The 11,167-nt window shown below is 70.5% G+C and carries 10 protein-coding genes; 4 read left to right on the forward strand and 6 right to left on the reverse strand.

The genetic code is table 11. From position 1 onward, the window contains the following. Positions 1-49 precede the first annotated feature (49 nt). The 3 genes from FB563_RS24890 to FB563_RS24900 all read left to right on the forward strand — a co-directional run bounded on the left by FB563_RS24890 (position 50) and on the right by FB563_RS24900 (position 4,722). The gene (locus tag FB563_RS24890; protein ID WP_055707021.1) at positions 50-2,227 is read left to right on the forward strand and encodes a TerD family protein; all 2,178 of its coding nucleotides are present in this window, start codon (positions 50-52) and stop codon (positions 2,225-2,227) included. Positions 2,228-2,449: 222 nt separating this feature from the next. Then, positions 2,450-3,451: a TerC/Alx family metal homeostasis membrane protein gene (locus tag FB563_RS24895; RefSeq protein ID WP_055707020.1), complete on the forward strand. Its 1,002-nt coding sequence runs from the start codon at positions 2,450-2,452 to the stop codon at positions 3,449-3,451. A gap of 170 nt (positions 3,452-3,621) precedes the next feature. Beyond that, positions 3,622-4,722 (forward strand): calcium:cation antiporter, encoded by a 1,101-nt coding sequence (locus FB563_RS24900; protein WP_055707019.1) that lies wholly within the window; start codon positions 3,622-3,624, stop codon positions 4,720-4,722. Between the two features lie 71 nt (positions 4,723-4,793). Here the strand turns inward: FB563_RS24900 and FB563_RS24905 are convergent, their stop codons facing one another. Further along, positions 4,794-6,065 carry an MFS transporter gene (locus tag FB563_RS24905; protein ID WP_055707018.1) on the reverse strand — a complete coding sequence of 424 codons (1,272 nt, stop codon included), beginning with the start codon at positions 6,063-6,065 and terminating at the stop codon, positions 4,794-4,796. Positions 6,066-6,275: 210 nt separating this feature from the next. Between FB563_RS24905 and aroQ the strand changes: the two genes are divergently transcribed. Continuing rightward, positions 6,276-6,749 carry a type II 3-dehydroquinate dehydratase gene (gene aroQ, locus FB563_RS24910; protein WP_055707017.1) on the forward strand — a complete coding sequence of 158 codons (474 nt, stop codon included), beginning with the start codon at positions 6,276-6,278 and terminating at the stop codon, positions 6,747-6,749. 11 nt (positions 6,750-6,760) lie between these two features. On the opposite strand, the gene FB563_RS24915 is transcribed toward aroQ, so the two are convergent. The 5 genes from FB563_RS24915 to FB563_RS24935 form a co-directional block, all read right to left on the reverse strand. Then, entirely contained in the window at positions 6,761-7,519 is a 759-nt protein-coding gene (locus FB563_RS24915) for an amino acid ABC transporter ATP-binding protein (RefSeq protein WP_055707016.1), read from the reverse strand. Further along, entirely contained in the window at positions 7,516-8,418 is a 903-nt protein-coding gene (locus tag FB563_RS24920; RefSeq protein WP_055707015.1) for an amino acid ABC transporter permease, read from the reverse strand. The genes FB563_RS24915 and FB563_RS24920 overlap by 4 nt, the downstream gene beginning before the upstream one ends. Next, complete coding sequence (locus FB563_RS24925) at positions 8,415-9,302, reverse strand: ABC transporter substrate-binding protein (RefSeq protein ID WP_055707014.1); 888 nt, start codon at positions 9,300-9,302, stop codon at positions 8,415-8,417. The genes FB563_RS24920 and FB563_RS24925 overlap by 4 nt, the downstream gene beginning before the upstream one ends. Positions 9,303-9,618: 316 nt before the next feature. Further along, positions 9,619-10,275 (reverse strand): MBL fold metallo-hydrolase, encoded by a 657-nt coding sequence (locus FB563_RS24930; protein WP_055707013.1) that lies wholly within the window; start codon positions 10,273-10,275, stop codon positions 9,619-9,621. Between the two features lie 44 nt (positions 10,276-10,319). Continuing rightward, entirely contained in the window at positions 10,320-11,006 is a 687-nt protein-coding gene (locus tag FB563_RS24935; protein ID WP_055707012.1) for a maleylpyruvate isomerase family mycothiol-dependent enzyme, read from the reverse strand. Between the last annotated feature and the right edge of the window lie 161 nt (positions 11,007-11,167).

An 11,167-nucleotide genomic window follows, 5' to 3' on the forward strand; every position in this document is an offset into this window, starting at 1 on the left:
ACCGGCGGGGCGTACGAGAGAACGACAACGACACAGGGGGGCGACGGCGATGACGGCCGAGCTGGTGCGGGGGCAGAACCACCCGCTGTCCCAGGTCCGGCTGACGATCCGGATCTCGGCCGGGGTGCCGGTCCTGGCCGGAGCCACGCTCGGCGACGAGAACGGCACCGTGCACGGCCCGCAGTGGGTGGCCCACCCCGGCGCGCCCGCCCTGCCCGGTGTTCAGGTGCCCCGGAAGGCCGCCACCGGACACCGGGTCGCCGTCGATCTGGATGCCCTGCCCGAGGCCGTCCACCGCGTCGACGTCTTCCTCGCCCTGCCCACCGGGCCCGGCACACCGCTCCGGTTCGGTGCCGTCGCCGCCCCGCAGGCGACGGTCGAAGGCCTCGACGGCACCGAACTCGCCTGCTACACCCTCACCGGCCTGGACCGTGAGACGGCCGTGCTCGCACTGGAGCTGTACCGCAGACAGGGCGTCTGGAAAGTGCGTGCCGTGGGCCAGGGCTACGCGGCCGGGCTGACCGCGCTCCTCGCCGACCAGGGCCTGCGCGAGGCCGCCGATGTCGCGACCGCCGCCCACGCGGCGGCGCACGGCGAGGCGGCGACCGCTGGCGGGGCGGTGGCGGATGGCGACGCGGTGGCCGCTGGTGAGGCGGCGGCGCATGACGACGTGGTGGCCGCCGGCGAGGCGGTGGCGCACAGTGAGGCGGTCGCCCACGGTCCGTCCCGCCCGCTGCCGACGCCGTCCTCCGCTCCGCCGGCGCACGAGACTCCGGCCCGCGCGCCGCAGGACACCTTCACGGCCCCGCAACCCGAGCCGTCTGCCTCCGCCGCCCGCGTCACTCCGACGGCAGGGCCGTACGACACCGACGCACCCGAGCCCCAGGACACCCCTGCGAGCGGGACGCCCGGGCCGACGCCCTCCCGCGCCCCGCGGCAGCCGGAGCCGACGCCGCCGTACGAAGCGGAGAACCCGCACGACACCCAGACGTCCGGCGCAGCCTCGCGAGACCGCGGCACCCGGGTCGACTACACGCACCCCGGCCGTCGCCCGCACGGGACACCTCCCCCGGCGGCCCCCGCTGCCGGCGACGACCGGCCCGCGCAGCCCGTCGCGGGCGACGCCGTGGGCTGGTCGATGGAGGAGCGGCTGTACAACCAGGTCTGGGGCATGTTCGAGGACCTGGCCCGCACGACCGCCGCGTACCGCAGCGCCGTCGACTTCGCCGACTCCCGCCTGGAGAAAGAGCTCGACCAGGTACTCACCGACCCCCGCGGCAGACTCGGCACCGCGGGCGACGCGGCGCGTGAGGCGGCCCATGCCCGCCGGACACAGCTGGTGGACCAGGCGCGTGCGGTCCTCGACCGTGACATCGCCCAGCTCACCGCCGAGTGCGAGGTGGTCGAGCCCGCGCTTCCGCCGGCCTGTGCCCGCTGGGACAACCCCGTCTGGCACGGCTATCGCGTGCCGACCGAGCCGCCGATGGCCCTGCGGCTCGGTGACCTCCATCTGCCCGAGAGCCTGTCGCTGCGCATCCCTCTGCTGGTCAGAATGCCGCTGGAACGCGGCCTGTGGCTCGACAGCGGCCCGGCGGCGTCCGGCGGCTTCCCGGACTCCGCCGAGCTGCGGCGCCTGGCCATGGAGGCGGCGGTGGCGCTCGCTGCGCGGCTGCTCGCCGTGCATCCGGCGGGGGACTTCACCGTGCAGGTCATCGACCCGGCCGCCACCGGGGCGGCGGTGTTCGCCCCGCTCACGCGGACCGGCGTGCTCGCCGCGCCTCCCGCGACCGGTGCGGCCGGTGTGACGGAGCTGCTGGAGCGGCTCACCCGGCGGGTCGACCTGGTGCAGATGGCGCTGCGCGGCGGCGCGCCCGAAGCGCTGCCGGCCGATGTCGACCCCGCACGTCAGCTGCTGATCGTCAACGACTTCCCGCACGGCTTCGACGACCGGGCGGTGACCCGGCTGCGCTATCTCGCCGACGAGGGGCCCGGCGTCGGTGTCCACCTCCTGCTGGTGGCCGACCGCGAGGACGCCGCCGCCTACGGCCCCCTGCTCGATCCGCTGTGGCGTTCGCTGATGCGACTCACCCCTGTACCCGACGATCACTTCGCCGATCCCTGGGTGGGTCATGCCTGGACCTACGAACCGTCGCTGGTGCCGACCGGGAGCCGGATCGTGCACCAGGTACTCACCGAGGTGGCGCGAGCTCTGACCAAGCGCAGTTAAAGTGCGCTGAACAGGCATCTTGGTCCTTATTTTACTTTTCTCTTTACCTTTCCTTGGTGATTGGGGTACTGTCTTCCGTACGGAGGGGAGTACTCCCTGACTGCGGCGCACCCGTCAGTACGGACCGGTTCCGGTCCCGGGGCGCCGGCCCGGCGCGGGTGGAAGAGACCTCCGGCAGCGACGATGCTGACGTGTTTGCCGTTACCTGATGCCGGAGGTGCAGTGGAAGTCTCCATGACCCTGTGGGTCCTCACCATCGTGGGTCTCGCCGGCCTGATCGCGGTCGATTTCTTCATCGGGCGCAAGCCCCATGAAGTGTCGATCAAGGAAGCCGGTATCTGGACCGTCGTCTGGATCGCCCTGGCTGGGCTGTTCGGCCTCGGTCTTCTCCTCCTCGGCGGTGGAGAGCCGGCCGGCGAGTTCTTCGCCGGGTTCATCACCGAGAAGTCGCTGAGCGTCGACAACCTCTTCGTCTTCGTCCTGATCATGGCGAAGTTCGCGGTGCCCACGCGGTACCAGCAGCGCGTCCTGCTCGTCGGCGTGCTCATAGCGCTGGTCCTGCGGGCCGTCTTCATCGCCGCGGGAGCCGCGATCATCGCCAGCTTCTCCTGGGTCTTCTATCTCTTCGGTGCCTTCCTGATCTGGACCGCCTGGAAGCTCATCCAGGAAGCCCGCGCGGACGAGGAGGACGAGGAGTACGAAGAGAACAAGCTGCTGAAGGCCGCGGAGCGCAAGTTCGGTGTCGCGGACCGGTACCACGGCACCAAACTGTGGATACGGCAGAACGGCAAGCGGGTCATGACGCCGATGCTGGTCGTGATGCTCGCCATCGGCACCACGGACGTCCTGTTCGCCCTGGACTCCATTCCCGCGATCTTCGGTCTGACCCAGGACCCGTACATCGTCTTCACCGCCAACGCCTTCGCCCTCATGGGGCTGCGGCAGCTGTACTTCCTCATCGGCGGCCTGCTGAAGAAGCTGGTCCACCTCTCGTACGGCCTGTCGATCATTCTCGGCTTCATCGGCGTCAAGCTGGTGCTGCACGCCCTGCACGAGTCCGGCGTCCATGTCCCCGAGATCGGCATCCCTGTCTCGCTCGGCGTGATCTGCGCGGTCCTGGTCGTCACGACCGTCACCAGTCTGATGGCCACCAGGAAGCAGGCCGCCGTCGAGGCGGCGCAGGCCGGCGGCGAAGCCGCTGCGAAGGACAGCGTCGACGCCTGACCGGACCTGCGGCAGCCACGCCCGGTGCGGGAGCGGATTGTGCTAAGCGGGTGGGCGCTCCCGCCGCGGTCGGCCTCGCGACGGAAACGGAAAGAAGCATCAGAAAGGGGACGAGGAATTCCGGAAATGAACGAAATGCGGATCCTGTACGTCTCTGCGACCATCGCGGCATGATCACTCGGCTCGGGGCGCTCACCTGGCAATGGACGATTTTCGTGCCCGTCCTCGCTGTCGTCCTCCTGGTCTTCACCTGGGGCCGTCACCTGCCGGGCGCGGTGGTCGCCCTGATCACCCTGGTGCTTGCGGCCTCCGTCCTGGCAGCAGTCCACCACGCCGAGGTCGTGGCCCACCGCGTCGGCGAGCCCTTCGGCTCCCTGGTGCTCGCCATCGCCGTCACGATCATCGAGGTGGCCCTGATCGTCACCCTCATGGCCGACGGCGGCGCCAAGAGTTCCACCCTGGCGAGGGACACCGTCTTCGCCGCCGTGATGATCACCTGCAACGGCATCGTCGGGCTCTGTCTGCTCGTCGCCTCCCTGCGGCACGGCACCGCGGTCTTCAACCCGGAGGGCAGCGGCGCGGCGCTGGCGACCGTCGCGACGCTCGCCACCCTCAGCCTGGTGCTGCCGACCTTCACGACCAGCAAGCCCGGACCCGAGTTCTCCTCGGTGCAGCTGACCTTCGCCGCGCTGTCCTCACTGATCCTGTACGGGCTGTTCGTGGCCACCCAGACCGTGCGCCACCGCGACTACTTCCTGCCGATCACCCGGCAGGGCGAGGTCATCGCCGCCGACCATCACGCCCCGCCCCCGTCCGCGCGCACCGCCTGGATCAGCCTCGGTCTGCTCGGCCTGGCCCTGATCGGTGTGGTCGGCCTGGCCAAGGGGGTGTCGCCCACCATCGAGTCGGGTGTGAAGGCGGCCGGGCTGCACCAAGCCGTCGTCGGTGTGATCATCGCCCTGCTGGTCCTGCTGCCGGAGACGATCTCCGCGCTGCGCGCCGCACGCCGTGACCGGGTGCAGACCAGCCTCAACCTCGCACTCGGCTCGGCCATGGCCAGCATCGGCCTGACCATCCCGGCCGTCGCCCTCGCCTCCATCTGGCTGTCCGGACCGCTCGTCCTCGGCCTCGGCTCCACGCACATGCTGCTGCTCGCGCTGACCATCGTGGTCAGCTCCCTGACAGTGGTGCCGGGACGGGCCACACCCCTGCAGGGCGGTGTCCACCTGGTGCTCTTCGCGGCCTACCTGGAGTTGGCCATCAACCCGTAGCCCACACGCCCGTCCCCTCTCCTTCCGAGGGAGGCTGGCGGCGCCCTCGCTGTCGTCAGGTTCCCGGCCGGTCAGCCCGTCGCCGGCTCCACGGCCGGCACGGGCACCGGCCGTGTCTCCGGAAGCAGTGCGAAGCACACCAGGCTGACCAGTCCGATGCCCGTCAGATACACACCCACGGCCCAGGGCACACGCCCGCTCTGCTCCGCGAGCGCCGTGGCCACGATCGGGGTGAGCGCGCCGCCGAGGACCCCGCCGAGGTTGTAGCCCACCGCGGCCCCCGTGCAGCGCACCCGCGCCTCGTACAGTTCCGGCAGGTAGGCGGCGATGACCGCGAACATGGTGACGAAGGCGATCAGCGCGCCAAGGATCCCGAGGAACATCAGCAGAGGTCGGCCGGTGGCCAACAGCGCAACCATGGGGAGCATCCACAGAACGCAGGCCGCACACCCGGTCAGACACATCGGCCGCCGACCGTAGCGGTCGCCGAGCAGCGCCACCAAGGGCGTGAGGGCCCCCTTCACCGCCACCGCGGCCATGACGCAGCTCAGCATCACCGTCCGGCTCACCCCGAGCCGTTCCGTCGCGTACGCCAGCGACCAGGTCGTCACCGCGTAGAACACCGCGTACCCGATGGCCAGCGCACCGGCCGTCAGCAGCACCAGCCGCCCGTGATGCCGTACGACCTCGACGAGCGGCACGCGCGCGTGGTCGTCGATTTCCAGGAACCGGGGGCTCTCGGCGAGCGACGAGCGCAGCCACAGCCCGGCGAGCGCCGGCACACCCGCGACCCAGAACGGCACGCGCCAGCCCCACCGCGCGAACTCCGTGTCGGAGAGTGCCGCCGACAGTGCGAGCATCACCCCGTTGGCGAGCACGAAGCCCACGGCGGGCCCCACTTGAGGGAAGCTCGACCACAGGGCACGTCGCGCGGCCGGGGCATGCTCGGCGGTCAGCAGCACCGCCCCGCCCCACTCCCCACCGAGCCCGAGACCCTGCAGGAAGCGCAGCAGGAGCAGCAACAGGGGCGCGGCCATGCCGATCGTTCCGTACGACGGCACACAGCCCACCGCGACGGTCGAGGCGCCCGTGAGCAGCAGGGAGGCGACGAGCACGGGCCGCCGTCCACGACGGTCACCGAGATGCCCGAACACCACCGAGCCCAGCGGCCGGGCCACGAATCCCACCCCGAACGTCACGAACGCCGCCAGCGTCCCCGCGACCGGCGAGAACGTCGGGAAGAACAGCGGTCCCAGGACCAGGGCCGCCGCGGTCCCGTAGACGAAGAAGTCGTAGAACTCGATCGCGGTACCCGCCAGGGACGCGGCGGCGAGTCTCGGCATCGAAGGGGCGCTCACGGCACGTACAGGCTGCATGCCGCGTCAACCACCTGCCGTGATCAAGAGTTACGGGGCGCGCGGAGGTGACCGAAGCGACCGTGGTGTGCGCCGAGACCCCCGGCGCAGATGGCCCGTCGTGCACTCCGGCCGCCGTGATAGACCGGGTGCGAGCGGCGGTCGCCGACGTACCGCCCCGAACGGACCGGAGGAAACGTGCCCCGCACCCTGGCCAACGCCCCGATCATGATCCTCAACGGGCCCAACCTGAACCTGCTCGGCCAGCGCCAGCCCGAGATCTACGGCAGGGACACCCTGGCCGACATCGAGGCGCTGTGCGCCAAGGCCGCGGCCGCGCACGGCGGCACGGTGGACCTGCGGCAGTCCAACCACGAGGGTCAGTTGGTCGACTGGATCCACGAGGCGCGCCTGAACCACTGCGGGATCGTCATCAACCCCGGCGCCTACTCCCACACGTCGGTTGCGATTCTGGACGCACTCAACACCTGTGACGGCATGCCCGTGCTGGAGGTCCACATCTCCAACATCCACCAGCGCGAGTCGTTCCGGCACCACTCCTATGTCTCGCTGCGCGCCGACGGTGTGATCGCCGGGTGCGGCGTGCAGGGCTACGTGTTCGGAGTGGAGCGGGTCGCCGCCCTGGTGGGCGCGGCCCAGGCCGAGGCCTAGGCCGGGGGGCTTCACAGCCGGCCCGCCTCCACGAGCCGCCGCAGGAAGCGCCGCGTGCGCTCCTGCTGCGGGTCGCCGAAAACCTGCTCGGCGGTACCGCGCTCCAGCACGACGCCACCGTCCAGAAAACAAACCTGGTCGGCGACGTCCCGGGCGAAGCCCATCTCGTGTGTCGCCAGCACCATGGTCATGCCGTCGTCCTTCAGGTCCCGGACCACCTCCAGCACCTCGCCCACGAGTTCGGGATCGAGCGCCGCCGTGATCTCGTCCAGCAGCAACAGCCGGGGCCGCACGGCGAGCGCCCGTGCGATGGCCACACGCTGCTGCTGGCCGCCGCTGAGCCGGTCGGGGTAGGCATCCGCCTTGGCGGCCAGTCCGAGGCGCTCCAGCAGCTCCCTGGCCTGTGCCTCGGCCTCCGCGCGGGGGACGCCGTGCACCCTGCGGGGCGCCAGCGTGATGTTGTCCACCACCGTCATGTGCGGGAAGAGGTTGTACGCCTGGAAGACCACGCCGATCCGGCGCCGCACCGCGTCCTGGTCGACGCGCGGACCGGTGATCTCCTCGCCGTCCAGCCAGATCGCGCCGTCGTCGATCTCCTCCAGCAGGTTGGCGCAGCGCAGCAGCGTGGACTTGCCCGAACCCGAGGCGCCGATCAGCGCGGTCACCGTGTGCGGGGCGACCTCCAGACCGACGTCCCGCAGCACGACGGAGCCGCCGAAGGTCTTGCGGACGGACTCCATGCGCAGCACGGGCGCGACTGCGTCGCTCATAGCGATCCTCCCTGGGCCCGCTGCCGGTCCATGCGGGCCGTCACCCAGTCCGTGAAGCGGGTCATCGGAATGGTCAGTGCGACGAAGACCAGGCCCGCGACGATGTACGGCGTGTAGTTGAGGCTGCGCTGGGCGATGATGTCGGCCGCCCGTACGGCGTCGACCGCGCCGCCGATCGACACGAGCCCGGTGTCCTTCTGCAGGGACACCAGGTCGTTCAGCAGGGGCGGCACCTGCCGGCGTACGGCCTGGGGAAGCACCACGTACCGCAGCGCCTGGCGGTTGGTCAGGCCCAGCGAGCGGGCCGCGGCGCGCTGCGAGGGGTGCACGGACTCGATGCCGGCGCGGAACACCTCGGCGACGTAGGCGGAGTACGTCAGCGTCAGTGCCGTACCGCCGAGCAGCACGGGATCGACGGTCACGCCCTGGAGGCGCAGCGCGGGCACCCCGAAGACCACGATCATCAGGTTGATGATCAGTGGCAGTCCGCGGAAGAAGTCCGTGTACGCGGCCGCAAGTACCCGCAGGGGGAAGAACACTGGGCCGGGAAGGGTGCGCGCGATGGCGATGAGCATGCCCAGGACGAGCACCAGCACGCCGCAGATCAGCAGCAGCCGGACATTGAGCCACAGCCCTTGGAGCACCTTGGGGAAGGCCTCGCGCGCGTACTGCCCGTCGAAGAACGTCTCCTCGGTGCGGGGCCAGCCGGGCGCGTTGACGACGACCAGGTAGAGAACGACGCCGGTGACCAGGGTCGAGAGTGCGGCGATCGCGGTCGCGCGGCGGGCACGCGCGCGCTTGTGGCGCTCGCGCTCCAGCCGCCGCTCGGACGGGACGTACCCGTCGTGCGGCACGTCCTCGCCGGAGGACTCCCCGGACTCCTCCTTCGTGACCGTCACTTGAGCACCGGAGCGTCGACGGCGTAGGAGAGCCACTGCTTCTCCAGCTTCGCCAGCGTGCCGTCCTTGCGCAGGGCGTCCACGGCCGACGTCACGCAGGACGTGAGGCCGCTGCCCTTGTCGAGGACGAGCCCGAACTGCTCGGGCGTGCCGCCCTGGTTCTCGAACTGGCCGACGATCCTGGCGTTGGTCACCTGGGCCGAGGTGACGTAGAAGGCGGTCGGCAGATCGGTCACGATCGCGTCCACCTGGCCGTTCCTGAGCGCGGAGATGGCCTGGTCGTTCTTGGAGTACGCGGCCGCCTCCTGCGACGGCTTCACCACGTCGCTGATGTAGTCGAGGCTCGTGGTGCCCACCTGGGCGCCCAACTTGAGTCCCTTCAGGTCCGCGACGCTCGTCGCCTTGGCGGCCTTGCTGCCCTTCAGCGCGATGACGGCCTGGCGCACGTCGTAGTAGCCGGAGGAGAAATCGACGGCCTTCTTGCGCTCGGCGCTGATCGACACCTGGTTGATGTCGAAGTCGAAGGTCTTCTCGCCGGGCGCGAACGCCTTGTTGAACGGCACGCTCTGCCAGACCACGGCGCTCTTGCCGTAGCCGAGCCGATCGGCCACGGCGTACGCGACGGCCGACTCGAAACCCTTGCCGTTGGCGGGCGTGTCGTCCTTGAACCAGGGCTCGTACGCCGGTTCGTCCGTCGCGATCGTCAGCTTTCCGGACGTCCTGGTGGCCAACTTTCCCTTGGCGCAGGTCTGCGCCGCCGAGCCGGAGGAGGCGGCCGACGCCTTCTTCTCGGGCTGCGGAGCACAGCCGACGGCGGTGGTGAGCAGGGCTACGGTGGCGGCGGCGGCTGCCGCACGGCGCAGGAGGCGAGGGGCTGGGTACATGGCGGGAGATTGGCAGCGAACTCCGCGTCTGTCCAGGTCACGACCACAACTGTCCGCATAGTGGGAGCGGGTGTTGCGGGAATGTGAACATCTCTCAGGGTTGCGAGTCGCCGGCCTGGGCCGCCGGTCGAGGGCGGGGTGGGAGACCGGCGGCCCTGCCGCAGAGGAGCCGTCATCCTCTGCGGGGTTGCCATCAGTTGACCGCGCGACAGGGCGTGCGGGGAGTGCGCACGCGCCCCCGTCGTGTGTGAATCGTTCACACGGGGCGCGCGGCGAGAAAAGCGTCCCGCGCTCAGGAGTGGACAGCGCCCGGCGCTCACCACCCGCGCGCGTGCCACTCCGGAAGATGCGGCCGCTCCGCACCCAGGGTCGTGTCGTTGCCGTGCCCGGGGTAGACCCAGGTCTCATCGGGCAGCACGTCGAAGATCTTCGTCTCCACGTCGTGGATCAGGCTGGCGAAGGCCTTCGCGTTCTTGTGCGTGTTGCCGACGCCGCCCGGGAAGAGGCAGTCACCGGTGAAGACGTGCGGGTGGCCGTGCGGGTCGTCGTAGACCAGCGCGATCGAACCCGGAGTGTGCCCGACGAGGTGCCGTGCGGTGAGCTCCACCTGGCCCACCCTGATCACGTCGCCGTCATCCACCAGGACGTCGGTGTGCACGGGGATGCCGGGGGCGTCCTCGCGGCCGGCGTACGTACGCGCGCGCGTGGCCGCGACGACCTCGGCGAGCGCCTGCCAGTGGTCGCCGTGCTGATGCGTGGTGACGACGGACGCGATGCCGTCGTCACCGATCATGCCGAGAAGCGTCTGCGCCTCGTTGGCGGCGTCGATCAGAAGCTGCTCGTCGGTGGCCCGGCAGCGCAGCAGATAGGCGTTGTTGTCCATCGGGCCGACCGCGATCTTCGTGATCATCAGGTCTTTCAGCTCGTGCACATCCGCAGGTCCGCCGACCCTGACCTCTCCGGTGTACGTCATGCTGATCAGCCTATAGCGGGGGAGGGCCCGCGGACCGTAGCGGACTACAGCGGAGGCAGCTCGGGCAGCGTGCCCTTCGTGGACAGGCCGGAGCCGTCGCGCCGCCCGGCGAGCCAGCCCAGCAGGTCGGCGGCCGCGCCCTCGACCTCGACGGGTCCGCCCTCCGCGCCGCCGCCGGTCGTCCAGGTCCGGCCGTTGCCGCTGGTCAGACTGGTCGACGGCACCTCCTTGTGGCCGGCGAAGCGCTGCGCCAGGAAGTCGATCTCCCGGTCCGTGAACTCGGCCGGAAGGTCCTCCAGCTCGTATCCGATGCCGAGGTCGACATGGTGCAGCTCCACCTCGGTCCAGCGCCGGAACGGCACCCGGGCTGCCGAGTCGGTCACTCCGTTGCGCAGCTCCACCGTGCGTGACCAGTCCGCCTGCGCGTCCCCCGCCGCCTGGAAACGGGCCGCGCTCTCACGCAGGTCGGTGAGCTGTTCGCCGAGGGGGCGCGGCGCGTCACGCTCGATGTCGGCGTCCCGCGCTTCGGCGCTGGCGTACATGGGGCGGCCTTCGAGAACGTTCACGAGGGCGTCCGCGTTGCGGGCGAGGTGGGCGAGGACGTGCCCGCGGGTCCATCCCGGAAGCCGTGACGGCTCGGCGAGCGATGCGTTGTCCAGTTCGGCGACGGCGCTGAGGAGCCGTTCGGTCGCGTCGCGTACACAGGCCAGGTCATGAGCGTGATCAATCATGGGCCTGACATTAGCCCCGCCACACCTTTGGGTGAAGGTGGTGAACCCCGACCGCAAATCGAAAGCACGTGCTATATCGTCGAAGGCGGCGTCGGGCATGCTGGATGGCCGGAGGTTGTTATGCAACCGGGCAATCCGACCGGCGTTGTCAGTGGCTCCCC

The sequence above is a fragment of the Streptomyces puniciscabiei genome (assembly GCF_006715785.1).
Lineage (GTDB): Bacteria > Actinomycetota > Actinomycetes > Streptomycetales > Streptomycetaceae > Streptomyces > Streptomyces puniciscabiei.

Excerpts from the sequence above, each read along its gene's own strand:
- FB563_RS24925 (WP_055707014.1), bottom strand. The coding sequence starts at position 9,302 with ATGTACCCAGCCCCTCGCCTCCTGCGCCGTGCGGCAGCCGCCGCCGCC.
- FB563_RS24930 (WP_055707013.1), bottom strand. The coding sequence starts at position 10,275 with ATGACGTACACCGGAGAGGTCAGGGTCGGCGGACCTGCGGATGTGCAC.
- FB563_RS24890 (WP_055707021.1), top strand. The coding sequence starts at position 50 with ATGACGGCCGAGCTGGTGCGGGGGCAGAACCACCCGCTGTCCCAGGTC.
- FB563_RS24905 (WP_055707018.1), bottom strand. The coding sequence starts at position 6,065 with ATGCCGAGACTCGCCGCCGCGTCCCTGGCGGGTACCGCGATCGAGTTC.
- FB563_RS24935 (WP_055707012.1), bottom strand. The coding sequence starts at position 11,006 with ATGATTGATCACGCTCATGACCTGGCCTGTGTACGCGACGCGACCGAA.
- FB563_RS24915 (WP_055707016.1), bottom strand. The coding sequence starts at position 7,519 with ATGAGCGACGCAGTCGCGCCCGTGCTGCGCATGGAGTCCGTCCGCAAG.
- FB563_RS24900 (WP_055707019.1), top strand. The coding sequence starts at position 3,622 with ATGATCACTCGGCTCGGGGCGCTCACCTGGCAATGGACGATTTTCGTG.